17 protein-coding genes are annotated in these 17,980 nt (G+C 52.5%); 7 read left to right on the top strand and 10 right to left on the bottom strand.

The genetic code is table 11. The features are described from left to right. The first annotated feature begins 704 nt into the window (after positions 1–704). Positions 705–1,919: a Druantia anti-phage system protein DruA gene (locus ACV8MC_RS11895; protein WP_457265357.1), complete on the top strand. Its 1,215-nt coding sequence runs from the start codon at positions 705–707 to the stop codon at positions 1,917–1,919. Here ACV8MC_RS11895 and ACV8MC_RS11890 read toward each other — a convergent pair. From ACV8MC_RS11890 to ACV8MC_RS11870, 5 genes are all read right to left on the bottom strand, one after another. Beyond that, complete coding sequence (locus ACV8MC_RS11890; RefSeq protein ID WP_457265355.1) at positions 1,906–3,141, bottom strand: hypothetical protein; 1,236 nt, start codon at positions 3,139–3,141, stop codon at positions 1,906–1,908. The two genes, ACV8MC_RS11895 and ACV8MC_RS11890, sit on opposite strands and share 14 nt — an antisense overlap. Further along, positions 3,141–4,292 (bottom strand): hypothetical protein, encoded by a 1,152-nt coding sequence (locus ACV8MC_RS11885; RefSeq protein WP_457265353.1) that lies wholly within the window; start codon positions 4,290–4,292, stop codon positions 3,141–3,143. Before ACV8MC_RS11885 ends, ACV8MC_RS11890 begins: the two co-directional genes overlap by 1 nt. Next, positions 4,289–6,934 (bottom strand): ORC-CDC6 family AAA ATPase, encoded by a 2,646-nt coding sequence (locus ACV8MC_RS11880; RefSeq protein ID WP_457265351.1) that lies wholly within the window; start codon positions 6,932–6,934, stop codon positions 4,289–4,291. Before ACV8MC_RS11880 ends, ACV8MC_RS11885 begins: the two co-directional genes overlap by 4 nt. Before the next feature lie 791 nt (positions 6,935–7,725). Next, on the bottom strand, positions 7,726–8,082 hold the full coding sequence (locus ACV8MC_RS11875; protein ID WP_236249004.1) for a DUF7079 family protein: 357 nt from the start codon (positions 8,080–8,082) through the stop codon (positions 7,726–7,728). Between the two features lie 171 nt (positions 8,083–8,253). After that, positions 8,254–8,472 carry a DUF6429 family protein gene (locus ACV8MC_RS11870; protein ID WP_236708192.1) on the bottom strand — a complete coding sequence of 73 codons (219 nt, stop codon included), beginning with the start codon at positions 8,470–8,472 and terminating at the stop codon, positions 8,254–8,256. A gap of 221 nt (positions 8,473–8,693) precedes the next feature. On the opposite strand from ACV8MC_RS11870, the gene ACV8MC_RS11865 reads away from it, so the two are divergent. Further along, positions 8,694–9,023 carry a hypothetical protein gene (locus ACV8MC_RS11865; RefSeq protein ID WP_016773313.1) on the top strand — a complete coding sequence of 110 codons (330 nt, stop codon included), beginning with the start codon at positions 8,694–8,696 and terminating at the stop codon, positions 9,021–9,023. 35 nt (positions 9,024–9,058) lie between these two features. Here ACV8MC_RS11865 and ACV8MC_RS11860 read toward each other — a convergent pair whose 3' ends face one another. After that, a complete protein-coding gene (locus ACV8MC_RS11860) occupies positions 9,059–9,808 on the bottom strand; it encodes a hypothetical protein (protein ID WP_252882648.1) in 750 nt (249 codons plus the stop codon). A 115-nt stretch (positions 9,809–9,923) separates the two neighbouring features. On the opposite strand from ACV8MC_RS11860, the gene ACV8MC_RS11855 reads away from it, so the two are divergent. The 3 genes from ACV8MC_RS11855 (at position 9,924) to ACV8MC_RS11845 (ending at position 13,115) form a co-directional block, all read left to right on the top strand. Then, the gene (locus ACV8MC_RS11855) at positions 9,924–10,289 is read left to right on the top strand and encodes a hypothetical protein (protein ID WP_016773311.1); all 366 of its coding nucleotides are present in this window, start codon (positions 9,924–9,926) and stop codon (positions 10,287–10,289) included. A 100-nt stretch (positions 10,290–10,389) separates the two neighbouring features. Further along, positions 10,390–11,124, top strand: a complete 735-nt coding sequence (locus ACV8MC_RS11850) for a hypothetical protein (protein WP_457265349.1) — start codon at positions 10,390–10,392, stop codon at positions 11,122–11,124. A 71-nt stretch (positions 11,125–11,195) separates the two neighbouring features. Then, complete coding sequence (locus tag ACV8MC_RS11845) at positions 11,196–13,115, top strand: alkaline phosphatase D family protein (RefSeq protein WP_457265348.1); 1,920 nt, start codon at positions 11,196–11,198, stop codon at positions 13,113–13,115. A gap of 123 nt (positions 13,116–13,238) precedes the next feature. On the opposite strand, the gene ACV8MC_RS11840 is transcribed toward ACV8MC_RS11845, so the two are convergent. Beyond that, positions 13,239–14,411, bottom strand: a complete 1,173-nt coding sequence (locus tag ACV8MC_RS11840; RefSeq protein ID WP_305381502.1) for an aspartate aminotransferase family protein — start codon at positions 14,409–14,411, stop codon at positions 13,239–13,241. 102 nt (positions 14,412–14,513) lie between these two features. Between ACV8MC_RS11840 and ACV8MC_RS11835 the strand changes: the two genes are divergently transcribed. Further along, entirely contained in the window at positions 14,514–15,440 is a 927-nt protein-coding gene (locus tag ACV8MC_RS11835; protein WP_236168923.1) for a LysR family transcriptional regulator, read from the top strand. Positions 15,441–15,574: 134 nt separating this feature from the next. Next, positions 15,575–16,276: a hypothetical protein gene (locus ACV8MC_RS11830; protein ID WP_016773307.1), complete on the top strand. Its 702-nt coding sequence runs from the start codon at positions 15,575–15,577 to the stop codon at positions 16,274–16,276. 361 nt (positions 16,277–16,637) lie between these two features. Here the strand turns inward: ACV8MC_RS11830 and ACV8MC_RS11825 are convergent, their stop codons facing one another. From ACV8MC_RS11825 to ACV8MC_RS11815, 3 genes are all read right to left on the bottom strand, one after another. Then, a complete protein-coding gene (locus ACV8MC_RS11825) occupies positions 16,638–17,129 on the bottom strand; it encodes a RidA family protein (protein ID WP_016773306.1) in 492 nt (163 codons plus the stop codon). A 186-nt stretch (positions 17,130–17,315) separates the two neighbouring features. Beyond that, the gene (locus tag ACV8MC_RS11820) at positions 17,316–17,630 is read right to left on the bottom strand and encodes a helix-turn-helix domain-containing protein (RefSeq protein ID WP_041479944.1); all 315 of its coding nucleotides are present in this window, start codon (positions 17,628–17,630) and stop codon (positions 17,316–17,318) included. Further along, complete coding sequence (locus tag ACV8MC_RS11815; protein WP_041479945.1) at positions 17,627–17,971, bottom strand: hypothetical protein; 345 nt, start codon at positions 17,969–17,971, stop codon at positions 17,627–17,629. Before ACV8MC_RS11815 ends, ACV8MC_RS11820 begins: the two co-directional genes overlap by 4 nt. Positions 17,972–17,980 lie beyond the last annotated feature (9 nt).

The raw sequence follows: 17,980 nt of genomic DNA, 5'->3' as shown, positions 1-17,980 counted from the left end.
ATTCGCATTTAGTGCTCCGCCTCTGAAAGCCCCGTATTCCGTGGCCTCCGACGTTTCTGGAACACATGGAACACGTGGAACACTGCCATTTCGCTACCTACGGATTAGCTTTCCCCTCGCCCCTTTTCACGGCGTGAACCTTCAGCGCGAATGGACGCTACGGATAGCTCCGGATCTGCCGATTGCTGTGTGCGACTAATCCCAGGCGAGGAGCCGTAGCGGCAGATTTTTCGGGTCCTCCTGAAGGGGGGGCCCCTACACGGGTTATCAGACTCGCAGTTTTCCTCTAGCTGAGATTTCTCTTGAGATGTCCGTCTTTTAAAATACCTGGGTGAACTCACGATGTGGTAGCCGATCACTGTCGATCAAGTGCGCTTCTTGTACGCAAGGGTGAAGCCAGAGCTTTCCCCCCTAAAGATACGCAGTTCATTCGCAGATGATATGCAAGTGAGCGTAGATGCTATCCTGTGTACTGATCAGCTCTATAGCTTTCCTAGAAGCACGAAATTTGCTTTGGAAGGCTGGGATACACGAGGGTCACAAGCTGGAAACTGATGATTGAAGCGAACCTGGCAGCGGCCGTTTCTGAATAGCCGGATGGCATTTGTCGATATGAAAATTGCCGACCAGAGGGTAGATTGCAGTAAAAGCTCTCGATGTTTAGGTTTCTGATGCGTATTCTGAAAATTGAGTGAAAAACTAGAGTGACTGCCCGACAAAAATTGAAAGTAGCATCTAAGCCGGGCCAACCAGCTCTGAAAGAGCCAGAGAGCCTGGTTGATCTTGCTCTCCCGCTGGATGACCATTCTCGCAACGTTTTGTGCGAAGAGATTCATAGAGCATGGGCACTTTGTCGTGACTCAGTTGCCACCGGAGATAAAAATATCATTCGGGGTTTTCATTTAGCAGCAAAAAAATGGGATCGCTCTGTAGATTACACTCAGCTGAAAGCAAAACTTGAACGTCACAAGGATTACTTTCCTCCCGGCAACACTATTGACCCACAAAAAATTGAAGCAGAGCTAGTTTTAGTCACTGAGAGATCTCTTGAAGAGAGTCTATTCAAAATAACGCGTGGCTTTTGGTCCATGCCCTATTCCAAAGGCTATGGTCGTAGACTACGATTTATAGTCATGGACCGTTATCACAATGCTGTAATAGGCATTATCGGCCTACAATCGCCGTCAGCGGATTTGGCTTGCAGAGATAAATATCTAGGCGCGGAAAAGACACAAAAACTTGAGTTAGTAAACAACACACTTGATGCATATACCATTGGCGCAACGCCCGCTTATGCAGCACTTCTTGGTGGAAAGCTAATTGCAGGACTTTTACATTCCGAAACCATTCGACAGCAGTATTGGCGCCTGTACGGAAACAAAAAGACTACTCAACTGAATAGACGCATACCTCAGCCTTTACTCGCAATTACAACGGCAAGCGCTTTTGGACGCAGCTCTATATACAATCGCCTTCGAGATAAAAATCGAACTCTTGCAAAATCTTTGGGTTATACCAAGGGCTATGGAACGATTCACTTAGAGGAATTATACCCCCAACTAGTCGAATGGCTGAAGACCACTGGGCGCCACGTACCAGCCGGATTCGGCAATGGCCCTAAAGTAAGATGGCAAAATATCATGAGAGCGCTGCTGGATCTCGGCATTTCCAGAGACTACCTATCACACGGAATTAGAAGAGAAGTTTTTATTTTTGAGCTTGTTCATAACTTACAAGCAGTTTGCTCAAATGGCGCCACACCAGACATTGTTAGTTTCAATGATGATAATTGGGTGCATTTCTGGAAGGAGCGGTGGGCGATTCCCCGCTCCATTCGCGATGAGCGCTGGAAGTCTATTAATTCATACGAAATAATCAAAGACTCCCTGACATCTAGTGCGCTGACTACTTCTTTATGATTCCAAACTTTAGGCCAAAAAAAGTCAGAACAAAAACTATACCCGGCACAATTAAGTCTATTTTTTTAAACTCACCAGAAGCTGACACCTTAAAAACAGACAGCGCAGCAGCCACTGCGATAAGCCAGCACGCTAGCCATGGGCGATAGCCACCCACTCTTAACGGAAAGTCGTAGCGAGCGACGATTATTTCAGTCCGCTTATCAGCAGATAGCATATCTTGATTGCCATTTGATGTAAGAACCACAGAAGTCGCTAAACTCTGCGCTCCTGGGACCGGCGCTGCTATAGCTGCTGGTGGTGCGGGTGCGGGTGCGGGTGCTTTTGGCTTAAAGATACAAGTCCTGATGGATAAATGTCCATCCGCCGCGCTAAAAAGTGGAGTAGTTATAATACCAATACTTTTTATATCCCTACTTGAATCTGCTCTCACCCGGCGAGAACTAATAAAGCTAGCAGCAGAGTGAGAAAGATCCAAAACCACCTCTCCCAGCGGATTCTTTATTGCTTCACTACTTGCTCTTGCTATTGTGTGAATTTCTAGCTCAAGCTGTTTCCCCATTGCCACCTTCAGCTTACCTGACCTTTCAAGTTTCGCCTGCACCCCCCGCTGCAACTTGTTTATATGATACAAAAAAGGAGCATTTAATTCATTTCCGCCTTGAGCAGTATCAACTTTGAAGAATGAACTGGCAACTTTCTCCCAACCCAACACTGACGGATTAGACTTCAGCTCAGGTATAGGTGCAGCTAAACGTTGAAGATAAATATTTGGCGAATTTTGGTTACCTGAAACAAAACTAGGAAAACTTGTAGTTCTCGACCGAAGTAAGGCCAGCACATCTACACTATTAGCACTCGAAGAAAATACGTAATTGCCCAGCACCACATCCAGAATCAGAAGTTCCCCCTGACAAGAAGCCTTGAAGACCTTCCCTTTTCTGATTGGCACTACCTCCGTAGTTCCAACTGAGTTTTTTCCAGCCAAAGCGATCAGCACATTTCGGCTGGAGACAGTTTCATTTGAGTCCACTTCCGCCCACAATATGGGACAAACATACAGTTTCCTGTAACGCAAACGCACATGCGACCCGATTGGAAGGCCGATACTATGAATAATATCCTCGACATACCTTCTATGATGAAGTGTCGTTAAACACAGTATAGGTTTTTCCTTTTTCCCATACGCCTGAGCTTCGTGATTCTTTCCTTTAAAGAACATTAATTATTCTCTATATTGAGGCTACCTATCGCAGAAAGCCCGCGACTGATATCTTGAAGATTATCCAACTGAATCATGTATACACTACCAATTCCACTGGAGTAATGATCAGCAGAAAACGACTGCGGTCTGGATTTAATTAAAGCTACTTCTCTCCGAGCAGACAAGGCCAACCCAACTCCAACCGCTTGCAGCTTCGTTCCAGAATGGATAATAGATATATTGGCACCAGAGTGCTCTTCAATCTGGTTCATTATCAGGCGAATACACGCGCGATAGTCCAAAGCGTCGCAGTACCCCCACTGCTCGGGAGGCAACACTCGCTGTGTTTCATCCTCCTCTGTAGCGCCATAAATCATGTTAAGCAATGATGCTTTAACTTGTTCCTGCCGCCATTGATGCTTAGGGTTATCTGTAAACGGTAAAACCCAATATACATTTTCATCTGCACCACTGAGGGTTCCCATCCCCAAAAAACTTAATCCACGCTGGAGACGTGCAGGAAACATAGAGGGCAACGCGATCACATAGCTAGGGAGATGATCATGTTGAATACCAGGAGCCAGCTCATTCGCACTTACATCTGTTACGCCTGTTTCCCTCAAGTCACAGTCTCTCCAAACTGCAACTGGCTCATCTAAAGTAACTGTGGAGGGCTCATGGTACTCATCAGCCGTAGTATAAAAAATACTCAAATCAATATCAGCACCGGTCCGGATCAACCCTAGTATTGTCGAGATAATAAATGTTGCGGAGCTCCCGCTTATATCAAATCCGACCTTTATTTTGTTGGCCGGATCGTTCTTACCTAAAGCATCAAGAATACACCTGTAAGTATCCTCCGGACTTTCAGCACTAAAATACTCGATCTGCCCACTCAACATTTCTAACTTCGGAAGCAGATCCCTTTTCCGCTTTTCATTATCCAGAGGATTTGTTTCATACGTCCCTAGAAGAATTTTATTTTTTACACTTACACTTTTTTCACAAAGAAGGTCAGGAACAGCTAGTATCCTTTCTTCAAAACCACAAGCACCTATAAAAAAATCCAAATCAAAAAGCTTATCGCCTATCAATTTTAGCTCTGAAAGACCAGCCAATGAGTCAGAAATATTTCTCTGCTTTACAATGAACCTCTTACGAATACTCATTCATCTTCTTCCGTGAAAAGATCTTTATAAAGTAGATCAACTGGCGGAGGGGCATATCGGATATAAGCTTTTGCAGCAAAAGCAACTGGGTTGGTCAACAGCTCCGCGAAATCCTCTATCTGTTTTATATCAATATAATCTTCACGTATAAGCGAGGTACCAAAACTTGGCAACAAGGAAGATCGAAGTTGCCACCTCATCGTCTGCGTACTGGCAGATTCTTTGCCTCTGCTGGGTTGAAGCTCTATGAAAATAGCTCTACGAATCAGCTCCTCTTTGAGAGCTATTAAGTCTTTCCCATTAGTTAATTTTCTTAACTCGCTATCTACTTCAACACCAAAATCTAGGCTCATCTCCAACCGATATCGGCGATGAAGCTTGGTTTTCCCATTTCGATCTTTTCTATCAGGGGAGTCGACCAAGAGATTTTTTACAAGCTGACCAAAACTAGAAAGGATCCCAGCCATTTCGGCACCAAAAGGGTGAAACCCATTAACTCTATCTCTGAGTGCGGTAGAGACTTTAGTAATAGATTTGTGCTGAATATGGTCTGGAATTAGCGTTACAGAGCTTTCGTTGATGGAGGCACGGGCAAACATTTCCCTAACCATATGAAGAATCGTCGAAACATCCCCACTCCAAGCATTTGAAAGAACATGAATCCCGAAATAAAAACTCTTTTGCCCGGTCCGACTTCCCTTTGTTGAACGGATAGCAGCAGCAAGCTCTGGGTCTCGCTTATATGCACTATCACCAATCAAAGTTTGAGTAGTTCCTGAATACTTAGCTGCACCCAAGCGCTTATCGAGCAGGTTAGTAATAAAATCCCGTCGCTCTTTTTCATTTTCTTGCGGAATTGATATTTGCCCCGCATCAATCAAAGTAAACTCTCTATTCACATCGATTCGCGAGTTGTCTACATGATCAGGCTTGAAACCATACGGCTCACTGGACACTTTAAATACATGACTATCATCGCGCTGCCAAAGCACAGTATTCAGAATTGACTGTATCGCGGGTGATAACCTATGTGATGTGTAATCATCAAGCAGAAAAGCGATTCGCCACTCCTGTAGGCCAGGGATCAAAGTGCGTGCGTAACGGCACAATTCTCGAATAAACGTTGGAGCCAATTTAATTATTGTTTTTTGTTCCTCTAACATGTCACGACTGAGCTGCAGTCTGAATCTGTCAAGCACGTCTGCACAAGCCTGCAGTGGATCCATACCTGGCACACGTATCACATCAACATCGACACCTACTTGTTCAAAAATAAACTTAGAGAGCTTAATTCTCGCCCCCTCCGTAAGTCCAAGCGCCTGCATCATTACCGGAGTTACCGCACACATTGCCAATGAACGCAATAGCTCGCGAGTCAGAACCAGATTGAAATAACTAGTTATCTCCTCACTGAGTTCTTGAGGGCGGCCCTCCTTTCGAGCAATCCAAAGCAAATCATTCTGAAGGTCGCTTGCGCAACCAATATAAACTCCAAAAAAACCAAGCTTGGTAAGTATATCTGGATCACTTTTGGACTGAGAAACGTGCGTTCTTATACTTAGGTGTCGAAAGACCATTGATTTACCGCAACCACGCGGCCCGACTAATACGGATGGTTCTGGGGTTTGAAGCAAAGAGATCCAAGGTAAGTGATCAACAAACAGTTTAAGTAAAAGTTCATCACTAGCTAAATGCTCCGCGCTAATAGCTTCAAATGGATGAAACTTTGTTTTCACTTGAGGAAGCATTGTCAGTGATAACGCTGCTTCTCTGATGCGTTCTACATACATCGATGGCTCAGGAAAATAGCGCCCTGGATCATCATCAGCAAACGCTTGGATAATTTCTAGGAGCGATTTTAAAAATCTGGAATGACGTGAAGCAACACCGCGATCAGAATGCAAGTGGTTGTGAAGAATGGCGAGACACTTTGCGACAGAAGACCAATCATCATCAGACTTTAGAGTTTCTTTATCTAAAGGTTTTACGCTCCCCAAATCTATTATTTTTACGGTGTGTGGTGGCAAATTTGGATCTATTGCCAATAAATCTGGATCAGTCTCCACCAACATAATGTTGGCCAAATGGAGATCATCGTGCTTATAACCTTTACGTTCTAGGAGAAGTATTGAGAATATCAATGACTCCGCTATTTTGGCCACCAACAGCGCGTCTATTTTATGCGGATTCTTTTCTAAACAGTCTTTTAATGTCTCTCCCTCTAGCCAATCACTTAAGAAGCACACCCACTTCCGACGATCCGCTGTAGCAGGTTGACTTTCAAATGGTTCAACACGCCCAACTACGGCAAGCAGATGAATAAACTCCTCAGCACCACGTAGCTTTGACGCTAATTCCGCCTCCCTCAGCGGTGATTTATCTTTATAATCTGATGGTATGCAAAATTTCGCAGCCAGTTCCCGCCTTGTTACAGGATCAATGACACGCAATACGAAACTCTTCTTTCCGGAGCGAAGATGCAAGTCTTGAATGAATCCGTCTTCATCTCGTTCTAAAATCTCATAGGATTTTGCATTGCCGCTGGAATCAGTAATAAGCGAGAACGTCGCGGGAAATGGACCACCACGCTTAAGCCACTCATAGATGTCATCAGAAATGACTGGTCCTTTATTTTCATGCACAAACGTTCCCTCGCAAGGGGGTGGATTACCACCCATGGCAAATATGAGACTGGCCGGTTATATGCTGTGTTCACAGCGCGCGTCCCAATGCTTGAGCGAATTATAAATCTCGCGCTCACCTACATTATTTTCCAGTTCTACGCTCAAATTTCAGTTTTTTCTAGCATGACCAAGCGGCTTTGCTGGGCAATTGGCCCGCTTTCCTGGTCTCGCCAGCGTCACTACCAAGCCTAGCAAGTGCTAGGTCAACGTCTCATTTCCCTAGGGGGTAACACCTTCTCCCCCATAAGATGCGGTCTTAAGATGTTCGTGATAGCTAGCCTCCTTGATCGAAACCAGCATAGGCCAGTAGGGATGAAATCGATCTCTTGCAAGAAGTCGAGAGCGATCCGCCGCTCTTCAATGGAAGTGATCATGACCTGAGCTGCAGATTAATCTGGGAAACGATCATTCACCCGAAGCATTAAAAAACGTAATCTGCGCTCAGGGACGCTACACCGGGTCATCACTAGCATCAGTTGTTGTGTATCCCTATGTGTATCCCTACAGATATAATATCTCTGCAAGACACGGATCATATGGTGCATGCGAGTCTCCCTCGGGCACCAACACAGAGAAAAAGGTCTTGCGAAAGCAGGGCCTTTTTTTTCGTCTGGCGGAAAGTGGTTGGTGCAATGCCGGCCACTAAAGCCCCGCCCGACGATTGAGCTTGAAGCGACCTGAATCACCGCATAGGTGAAACAAAAGGTGACTTTTACCATCGAGGAATACCAAACCGCATGCAACCGTCCTCATAGCCTAGAGGCTATCTCCTTCCACATGTAGTCATAGTTGTACTCCAACCAACGCACCAACAATCTGTCGTACTGCCTGCGAAACCAATTGCGCCGTCGCGCCGCGAGCCTCTCCTCTATCTCGGTTCTGAGCCAATCAGGGTCAAACCCAGTCCATACAGTGGCCAGAACTGCAGCAATGTTTGTGAAACACACTGGTGCTACTTCTGAGTAAAAAATCTTGTAGAGCACCGCTGGATCAACGCCCTTGAGCTGACGAACGACGTAGTCGTAATCAGTGGGGAAATGATTGAAAGGCTCTGATAACGCATCTCTGACCCTAGTCAGTTGTGGTTCATTCAGAAGATGTCCCAATGCAAAAATCCTCCGATTCCTTATCCAGTAACTCGCTGCCGTTTCGCCTGCAGAACTGCGTGTAACCGCACCAACGACAATCGTATGCATATCCCCATGGCGAGCCATGGCCAAAACTGACGTCATCTTGCCGAGCAACAGCTCAAGTCCAGAATCGGGCGCTTGCCCAACCTATTCCTTAGCCCCAAACATCCGCTCAGCAATCTCCCGCCCCCGCTCCATCCCTTCCTTCGTCAACCATATCGACTTGTTCCTGTTCACCGGATTACTGATCAAACCCTGTTCGTGCAAGCGGTTCATGATTTCGAAGTCATAGCCCTTCCACGCATTGCCGTCGTCGGAGCTATAGGCAGCCAGGAGAGCAAGGACGGCGTCGTCGATCAGTTTCATGTCGTATTCCATGATGGTCACTCCGCTGATGTTCAGTGTTTGTAATCAAAGCGTCGTATCAAAGTGGATGTCAATGCTGCGCGAGCTTGTAGGTTTCAGATGTCCGATTGCTGGTTGCCTTGCATGCGATCCCCGCCCGTATAATCACGCCCGCACGGCAAACCTCCTCTGGCGTTTTGCGCATTGGTTTCAAGCCTTCCACTTCACTGACAGACATCCCCATGGAAACCTCACTGGAAACCGTCGCCCTCTTCTCCCTCAAACTCGCCTACGAGGAAGAGGGCCTGAGCCCGATCCTGCGCGATGACATGGTCATGGGCGATTATCAGAAAGACGTTTTCGAACTACTGGTGAAACGCGGCGATGTCGAGGCCATTCAGTTCAAGATGAACGAATGCCTGAACCTGGCGCTGGATGCCTTGGGAGGGGTCGAGAAGCCGTTGGGGCGGGAGTTGCGCAAGTTGTCGGCGGAGTTGGCTCAGGCGCGGTCGGTGGAGCAGCTGGGTCAGCCGCTGCTCGCGCTGAAGGGGTATCTGCGCGACATTCTTTGAATGCCGCGCTACAGCCATGCCGGTATCTCTCCTGATCAGCGACGTGCTTTAAGCACTCGAATATCTGTTGGGAAGCCGTCAGCGCCCACCAGTTTTTTCCAGCCCATGTATTGAAATTCGCCCTTGGGATCAATGTAGTCGCCCTTCTCTGGCTGCCCGCCGCCAACTATCGCAACACGCTTCACTTCGCCACAGCCGCCATCCGATGGTCGCACGGTATAGATCACATACGGCTTCACGTATTGCGTGGCGCGGAAGTATTGGCCGCAGATTTCGTCGACGGTAATCAGCATGGTTTTCAGGCGGGCTTCGCCGTCGGTGTCTTCGTGCAGTTTCAGGAAGGAGATATCGCCGACGTCGCTGTAGCCGAGGGAACGGGCGCGTTGGTAGGCGGGGGAGTTCTGGTGTGCAATTCTGCCCTCCTCCACACCGCGTTGCATTTGCGCGGCGAACTCGGCTTTGCCTTGGGCCAGGGTTGCCTCGGCGTGGGCCGCGACGTTTTCGCAGTGGGCATACTCGCTGGAGTCGAGGTGTTGTGGTAGCAGGTTAAGGCGGCGCTCGTTCATGGAGGCGAGGCTGTCTTGCAGGCCGGACGTTAGTGCATAGGCAGCGGAGACGCGACCGCTCTGGACGTCGGCGATTGTCTCCTGCATGCGCTGGCAATTGGCGAGGTAGTAATCCCAGCTGGCTTGCGGGTGTTCTTTCGCGAAGCAGAAGGCTGGGGTAATGGAGACGGCAAGGGTGAGAGCGCCGAGCAGTTGCAGCAAACGGGTTGTGGAAAACATGGGTAGTCCATTACAGAGAAGGCATGGCGCGACGCTACTATTTTGCTATCGTTCCGTCCACTCTCAACAGGCGAACAAGTTGTCGCCTCTGTCTCGTGGCAAGGAAAGAAATCCGATGGATGCTGTGTTGTGTTTAGTGGTCATGGCGGCAATGTGGTTCTGGGTGGTGCGACAGCGCGGGCACTGGAATCTGTTGTTGGCAAACCTCGCCGGAGCGGGCAGCGCCGTGGTGGCGGGCATTGTCTTCACACTGCTTTATGACGGTCTGTTCGGCACCACCATGGCAGCGCCGGGACTGCATAACAGCCTGGTGGTGTTCATGACCAGCGCGGGCGTTCTGGCGGGTGTGTGGTTGTGGATCGCCAAGCGTCGACAGCCGGCGCATCCGGTTGCACGTCAACTGCTCGCGGGCGCCTGTGGCGTTGCCGCCGGCATGGTCACGTTGATTTTTCTGGCGGCGAATTATTTTCCGCAACCGTAGCCGGACGGCGCGTCTATTTTGCTATCTTGCCGCGCATCGTTGGGGCTCGCTGATCGTCTCGCGCCGCGCTTGGATTGTTGAAAGGTAAGGAAAGGATCAAATGGAGTTTTTGCGTTTTCTGGCGTTCGTCGCTGTCTGGGGTTTCATGTGGCGCTGGGTGGTGAAGAACCGCGGCAGCTGGAACATTTTCTACGGCAACATCGTTGGCGCGGCGGGTGGGTTCATTGTCGGGCTGGTGATGTTGTCGATCACCTTTTCGCTGTTTCCTTCGTCGTTCGATCACGAGGCGCAGGCGCAAAACACGCCAGTCGTCGAGTCGACCTCTGTACTGCCTGAAGCCGAGGCAGTCACGCCCGCCACCGAACTGAAAGATGCGCCGGTTTTTGCTGCCATCGAAGCGGATGACAAGCCTTCCCCCCCGGACTCCGCACTGTTGCCGAATAACGTCAGCCGGGCACCGAAATCAATGGCGGTACAGACGGTGCTGAATCAAAGCGACTACGAGGGTCGCATGGCCCTCGCCGCGCTGAACAAGAAGTTGCGCGGCGACGCACAGGCCGACAAGTCGATGATCGCGTATGTCATGTGCAGCCCGTTTGTCATCAGCACCCTGCGTTATCCCGCTTCGGCGCGTTTTGCTGACAGCAAAGCGCTGGTCAGTCATCGCTACAAGGATCAGGTCTACAGCTTCAGCAACAGCGTCACTGCGCGCAACATGAATGGCGACGATGTCACCTACCGTTTCGATTGCTCCGTGCAGGAATTGCCACGGGTTGATGCGACGGCTGGGGAGTGGCGTCTGCTGGCGCTGAAACTGCAAAAAGCCGACTCTTAAGGCTGATTTAAGGGATCAGGGCGCCGGCTGCGCTATCATCGCCGGCCTGTGCGCCTTGAACCTTGCCCTCAATGTTTTCAACACCTGATGACCTGATCTCTCTGCCTCCTGTCCTGGCCGGCCCGCTGCTGCGGCGGCTGGAGCCGACGCGCGTGGTGCTGTGGCTGGTGGGCTCGCGTGAACTGGCGCTGACCTTGCACCTGCAAGGTGTAGGAGATATTCCGCTCGACTCAGAGAAATGCACGGTCATTGCCGTAGGCCGTCATGCGTTCGTGCATCTGATAGACGTTCAGCTTGAAAGCGCCCTGCCCTGCGACACGTTTATCGCTTACGACCTGCTGATCGATGACGCCATCGGTATGGCTGAGTGGGCGCCTCATCTGCTTTACCCTGGTGCCAGCTGCGCGAACCTCGTCGTGCGTTCGCGGATCGACCAATTGCTCCACGGTTCCTGCCGCAAGCCGCATCATCCGGCAACCGATGGTTTGCTCTGCGTCGATCAATTGTTGGCCGACGAAGCCGATGCGCAACTCCGTCCGGCGCTGCTGATGATGAGCGGTGATCAGGTTTATGCCGACGACGTCGCCGGGCCGATGCTGCGGGCGATTCATGCCCTGATCGAGCGTCTGGGTCTGTTCGATGAGCACCTTGACGGTGCCGTGGTCAGCGACAGCGCCAAGCTCTACCAACACCCGGCCAGCTACTACCACCGTGCGGATTTGTTACCGGCGCTAGAGAGCAACGAGACCTTGCGCGAGCGATTTTTCGGTGGCGCGCGTAAGCCGATTTTCACCAGCAGCAGTGCCGACAACCATCTGGTGACGTTCGCCGAAGTCATGGCCATGTACATGCTGGTGTGGTCGCCGACGCCGTGGTCGCTGATCAATCCGAGCGCGCCGACGCTGACGCCGGAACGCCGCAAGCGCTACCACCTCGAGCAGACGCGCATTGATGCCTTCAATACGGGCCTAGGCAACGTCGCGCGGGCGCTGGCGCATCTGCCGAGCCTGATGATTTTCGATGATCACGACATCACCGATGACTGGAATCTTTCTGCGCAGTGGGAGGAAACCGCCTACGGCCATCCGTTCTCCAAACGCATCATCGGCAACGCGCTGATTGCTTATCTGTTGTGTCAGGGCTGGGGCAACAATCCGGATGCCTTCAAGGACGTGCTGGAACAGACCGCGCAACTGAGCGCCAGCGGTGATGACGGCTATCTGGACATGCCGGTGCAGGACGATCTGATTGATCAGTTGCTGCGTTTTCAGCAGTGGCATTTTGTGTTGCCGAGCAGTCCGGCACTGGTGGTGATAGATACGCGCACCCGGCGCTGGCGCAGCGAGATGGCCCTCAAGCAACCGTCGGGCCTGCTCGACTGGGAAGCCTTGAGCGAACTGCAACAGGAACTGCTCGATCACCCTTCGGCAATCATCGTGTCGCCGGCGCCGATCTTTGGCGTGAAGCTGATTGAAACCGTGCAGAAAGTGTTCAGCTGGTGCGGTTATCCGCTGCTGGTCGACGCGGAAAACTGGATGGCCCATCGCGGCGCGGCGCAGGTGATCCTGAACATTTTCCGACACTCGCGCACACCCGGAAACTACGTGGTGCTGTCCGGCGATGTGCATTATTCCTTCGTCTACGAAGTCCTGATCCGCCACCGCAAGGCCGGCCCACGGATCTGGCAGATCACCAGCAGCGGCATCAAGAACGAATTTCCGCCAACGCTGCTGGAATGGTTCGACCGTCTCAACCGCTGGCTCTACTCACCGCGCTCGCCATTGAACTGGTTCACCAAACGCCGCCTGATGCGCATTGTCCCGTATACTCCGGAACATGCCGAGGCCGGGGAACGGCTGTGGAATTCGGCGGGGATCGGACAGGTGTTTTTCAATGAACAGGGGCAGCCGAGCGAGATTGTTCAGCACAACTCGAATGGGGCGGAGAAGACGAGGATGCTGGCGCCGGAGTTTAAAGATGTGCCGGACTAAAGCCATGCGCTGATCTGTGGGAGCGAGCCTGCTCGCGAAGGCGCAATTTCAGTCGACATCTACTGTGAATAGTCGACCGCTTTCGCGAGCAGGCTCGCTCCCACAGGGTTTTGCGCAGACCAATCAATGTGCGGCCAGAGCCCGCCCAACCCCTCTGACAATCATCCCCACCTCGCGCTCATCAATCGTCAGCGGCGGGAGCAACCTGATGGTCTTGCCACGAGTCACGTTGATCAACAAGCCGTGATCCCGCGCAGCGATCAGCGTCAGGTCGCGCACCGGTTGTTTCAGTTCGATACCGATCATGAGGCCCTGCCCCCGGATTGCCAGCACGTTCGGGTTGTCTGCCAATTCGGCGCGCAAGCGTTCCAGCAGCCGTGCGCCCTGCACCCGCGCATTCGCCAGCAGGCCTTGTTCTTCGATGATGTCCAGCACCGTGCAGCCGACCCGGCAGGCCAGTGGATTGCCGCCGAAAGTGCTGCCATGGCTGCCCGGGGTGAACAGGTCGGCCGCGCGGCCACGGGCCAGGCAGGCGCCGATCGGCACGCCATTGCCCAAGCCTTTGGCGAGGGTCATGACATCGGGCACGATGCCTTCGTGCTGAAATGCAAACCACTGCCCGGTGCGGCCGATGCCGGTCTGGATTTCATCGAGCATCAGCAGCCACGCGTGGCGATTGCACAGGTCGCGCAGGGCCTTGAGATAACCCGGCGGTGCGACTTGTACGCCGCTTTCGCCCTGAATCGGCTCGACCAGAATCGCCACGATGCGCGCGCCGTGTTTGCGCTGTATTTGCTCCAGCGCGGCGAGATCGCCGAACGGCACTTTGACGAAGTCCCCCGGCAGTTCGTTGAAGCCAAGCCGCACCGCCGGGCCATCGCTGGCGGACAGCGTGCCGAGGGTGCGGCCATGGAAAGCGTTCGCCATGACCACCACCAGCGGCTCCTCGATGCCTTTGCGCCAGCCGTACAGACGCGCCAGTTTCAGCGCCGTTTCGTTCGCTTCGGCGCCGGAGTTGTTGAAGAACGCGCGCTGCATGCCCGACAACACCGCCAGCCGTTTGGCCAGTTGTTGCTGCCAGTCGATGCTGTACAGGTTTGAGGTGTGCAGCAGCAGCCCCGCTTGCTCGCTGATCGCCGAGACGATACGCGGATGCGAGTGGCCGACGTTGGTCACTGCCACACCAGCAACGGCATCCAGATACTCGCGCCCCGCCTGATCCCACAGGCGCGTGCCCAGGCCCTTGGTGAAACTCAGGGCCAGTGGTTGGTAGGTGTTCATCAGGGCGGCGGTCATGACGTGAAACTCCATTGCAGGTCGGTGTTTTTGCAGTATGGTTAGCCACCTGAGCTGGATAAACCCGGAAAAACTTCAATCATTTAAAAGCCGAGCTTGATAATGGATTTGTTTCAGTCGATGGGCGTGTACGTCAAAGTGGTCGAAACCGGGAGCATGACGGCCGCCGCGGCGAAGTGCGAAATGTCGACGACGATGGTGGGCAATCATCTGCGCGCGCTGGAGCAACGGCTCGGCGTGCAACTGCTGCAACGCACCACGCGCCGCCAGCGCCTGACCGAATTCGGCAGCGTCTATTATCAACGCTGCTTGGAAGTGCTTGGCTTGGTGGCCGACTCCGAACGCCTTGCCGAACAAGCGTCGGACGAGCCGCGCGGTTTGCTGCGTATCACCGCGCCGCTGACCTTCGGCGTCGAACGACTGACCCCGGCTCTCAGCGAATATTCCTTGCTGTATCCGCAAGTGAAACTCGACGTGGTGCTGACTAACAGCCGCCCGGATCTGCTGGAAAACGGCCTCGATGTTGCCTTCCGTTTAGGCAATTTCGACCAGTCCAACCTGATCGCCCGGCCCTTGATCGACTACACCCTGACCGTCTGCGCCTCCCCGCAATACATCGCGCGGCGCGGCATGCCGCACACGCCCCAGGATTTGCAGCAGCACGATTGCCTGTCCTTCGCCTACCCGGCTGGGGATGACTGGCAATCGGTGGAAAAACGCTGGCGTCTGAGCGGCCCGGAAGGCGAAGTCCTCGTCGACGTCAGCGGGCCGATGTTGATCAACAGCTCCGCCGGTTTGCACCAGGCAGCGCGCAACGGCATGGGCATCATGATGCTGCCCGACGCGCTGGTGGAACAGGATCTGCGCGACGGCAAACTGGTCAGGGTAATGACGGACTACCAACCGCCGAGCAGGCCGATGCATCTGCTGTATGCGCAGGATCGCTATCGACTGCCGAAGCTGAGACGCTTTGTCGAGTTTGCGATGCGTACTTGGGGGAAACCCGCTGACGCCATGCTCGGAAAATAACGCACGCCGGGAAAAATCCCGACCACCAGACCGTTGCTCCGTGACAACGCCGCCCCGCTCCCCTAAATTAGTCGGCCTGAAAAAGACCTCGTGCTTTCTCGCCTCAACTCAAGTTAAAAAGTAGTGAAATTTCAATGTCCGATTTCAACACCGCTGAATCCGTAGTCACCCAGTCGTCCAAAGCGGAATACGAAAACTCCATCAATCTTTCACAACACCTGCCTCAAGCCAAAATCATCAGCGAGATGGTCCTGGACGCGTTCCAGTCGACCCGCGAAAGCGACCAGATCCGCGAATTGCGTGCGGCGATCCGTCAGGCGCATGACAGTTTTGATGACGACAAGGCGTACGAGCTGATGGGCGAACTCAAGCGCCTGAAAGACGCTGAGGCAGCCGATATTGCCGCGCTGGAAGACCTGAGCAGCAAGTTCTCGATCGGACGCATTCTGTCCAGCTTCAAGGACGATCCGGCATTCCAGGAAATCGTTTATGGCCTGGCGCTGAAAGTGCTGAATCAGACCCATCAGGCGATCAGCAATCCGAGCGGCGGCAAGAGCAAAGCTGCGAAGAAGAAAGAAGTGGAAATCTTCACCATCAGCAAGGACGGCGCCAGCGTGACCCTGCCAATGCGCACGCCGCGTTCGCGCCTGAATGTTGACCGTGAGGCACTGGAATTCCTCGGTTTCACTTTCGTGGGTGAAGGCGATGAAGCCGAGCTGGAAAGCGAAACCTTCGTCGATAACGCCGGTACCGAACAGGCGGTGAACCGCAAGAACATCATCACCGCGCTGCAGCAGCAGACGGCGTTTGACGGGTACAGCATCGCGGCGCAGTAATAGCGCAGCCGCTGTACGAAAAAGCCCCGCACTGAGATTCAGGCGGGGCTTTTTGTTGTCCGGCTTGTGATTCGTGAGGAGGCGAAAATCGTCGCCCCTCACCCCAGCCCTCTCCCGAGGGAGAGGGAGCCGAATTGTGTGATTTTCAAACCTGAGTTCGGCTCGGTATTTCAGGTCGGCGTATATCTTGAAAGCCTCTCAGTCAGTCCCCTCTCCCGAGGGAGAGGGAGCCGACTTGTGTGATTTTCAAACCTGAGTTCGGCTCGGTATTTCAGGTCGGCGTATATCTTGAAAGCCCCTCAGTCAGTCCCCTCTCCCTCCGGGAGAGGGTTAGGGTGAGGGCAAACCGCTACCCCCCCCCTCAAGCCGACGGATGCAACGCCGCAATCATGTCCACTTCAATCGCCGCATTCTTCGGCAACTGATACACGCCGATGGTCGTGCGCGTATGCCGTCCGGCATCGCCCAGCACATGGCTGAACACATCCGAAGCGCCGTTGGCCACTTCGCTCAGGTCCACAAAGTCAGCAGTCGACTTCACATACACCGTGACCCGCAACAACGCGCGAATCTTGTCCAGCGAACCGACCGCATCGACAATCAGCGCCAGGCAACGCATGGCGCTGATGCTCGCCGCGGCTTGCGCATCCTTGAGGTTCAATTCCAGCCCCACGCGACCGGGATAGAGGATCTTGCCATTGACCCGCGGCACCATGCCGCTGATGTAGAGCTCGTCGTGATGACGGATCAGCGGCGCGTAATTGCCACCGGCGGTGTTCTCGCCATAGATGTCGTAGTTGAGTTCTTCGGCCAGGGCGATAAAACGCTCATCGCAGGTCATCCGTTCGGTCATTGCGCCCAGCCTTTTGATCAATGCAGGGGTTGAGACAGTCGAGCACCGGAGACGGCTTGGAGCTACTACTGTCGGGGTTGGATCCAAATCTATGGCGTTTGCCTAAGTTGTGCAACCAGCGTAGATGGAACAATAGGCCCTCAACCTTTCGGATGCCCCGGACCACAAGCTGGTCTTCAGCGGCGCTCAAACAGTGTTCAAGCGCTCAACCATATCTGGAAATTTTTCAACCAGTCGTATCAATAAGGCTGCTTGAGCATTGGGCTTCGACTTTTCCTGCTCCCAATTTCGAAGGGTGTTTGGACTTGTCCTGATTCGACTGGCAAAAACAGCTTGAGACATATGCAGTTTTTCTCGAAGAGCAACAATTTCCTGTGCGCCCACTTCAGGTACAGGCTTGTCCTCAAGCACTGTATTGCGCAGTGTGATCTTGCCCTCGCGTTGAGCCGCCATCTCATCAACGCCCTGCATTAACTCTGCAAACAGGTCGCGTTTTTTCATGGGGTACCTCGTTTTTTCAACTCTTTATCAATGGCTGTCCTGAGTGCCCTCTCTTGCTCGGCAGTCAGCTTCTCAAGCTCATCTTTGTCGTAAATGGCGAACATCCAGAACTGACCATCATTCATAAGCCAATAGTAGAGAACCCGCAAGCCGCCTCGTCTTCCCTTGCCACGGCGAGAATCAGCCCAGCGCAGCTTACGGAAGCCACCCGTTCGAGGCATTACATCGCCCGCAAGCGGATTGCTCTGAAGGTAGTTCTGCAATGTTCGATATTCGTCGTCCGTCAGATAGCGACCAACGCTTTTGGTAAATATCGTTGTTTCAAAAAAGATTGTTCGCATAGCCAAACT

The sequence above is a fragment of the Pseudomonas sp. PK-RTE-24 genome, from assembly GCF_054052265.1.
The sequence above is the reverse complement of the archived record's forward strand: the minus strand, read 5'-3'. Positions and strand labels throughout refer to the sequence as shown.

Excerpts from the sequence above, each read along its gene's own strand:
- ACV8MC_RS11890 (WP_457265355.1), bottom strand. The coding sequence starts at position 3,141 with ATGTTCTTTAAAGGAAAGAATCACGAAGCTCAGGCGTATGGGAAAAAG.
- ACV8MC_RS11885 (WP_457265353.1), bottom strand. The coding sequence starts at position 4,292 with ATGAGTATTCGTAAGAGGTTCATTGTAAAGCAGAGAAATATTTCTGAC.
- ACV8MC_RS11870 (WP_236708192.1), bottom strand. The coding sequence starts at position 8,472 with ATGAAACTGATCGACGACGCCGTCCTTGCTCTCCTGGCTGCCTATAGC.
- ACV8MC_RS11865 (WP_016773313.1), top strand. The coding sequence starts at position 8,694 with ATGGAAACCTCACTGGAAACCGTCGCCCTCTTCTCCCTCAAACTCGCC.
- ACV8MC_RS11860 (WP_252882648.1), bottom strand. The coding sequence starts at position 9,808 with ATGTTTTCCACAACCCGTTTGCTGCAACTGCTCGGCGCTCTCACCCTT.
- ACV8MC_RS11855 (WP_016773311.1), top strand. The coding sequence starts at position 9,924 with ATGGATGCTGTGTTGTGTTTAGTGGTCATGGCGGCAATGTGGTTCTGG.
- ACV8MC_RS11850 (WP_457265349.1), top strand. The coding sequence starts at position 10,390 with ATGGAGTTTTTGCGTTTTCTGGCGTTCGTCGCTGTCTGGGGTTTCATG.
- ACV8MC_RS11845 (WP_457265348.1), top strand. The coding sequence starts at position 11,196 with ATGTTTTCAACACCTGATGACCTGATCTCTCTGCCTCCTGTCCTGGCC.
- ACV8MC_RS11840 (WP_305381502.1), bottom strand. The coding sequence starts at position 14,411 with ATGACCGCCGCCCTGATGAACACCTACCAACCACTGGCCCTGAGTTTC.
- ACV8MC_RS11835 (WP_236168923.1), top strand. The coding sequence starts at position 14,514 with ATGGATTTGTTTCAGTCGATGGGCGTGTACGTCAAAGTGGTCGAAACC.
- ACV8MC_RS11830 (WP_016773307.1), top strand. The coding sequence starts at position 15,575 with ATGTCCGATTTCAACACCGCTGAATCCGTAGTCACCCAGTCGTCCAAA.
- ACV8MC_RS11825 (WP_016773306.1), bottom strand. The coding sequence starts at position 17,129 with ATGACCGAACGGATGACCTGCGATGAGCGTTTTATCGCCCTGGCCGAA.
- ACV8MC_RS11820 (WP_041479944.1), bottom strand. The coding sequence starts at position 17,630 with ATGAAAAAACGCGACCTGTTTGCAGAGTTAATGCAGGGCGTTGATGAG.
- ACV8MC_RS11815 (WP_041479945.1), bottom strand. The coding sequence starts at position 17,971 with ATGCGAACAATCTTTTTTGAAACAACGATATTTACCAAAAGCGTTGGT.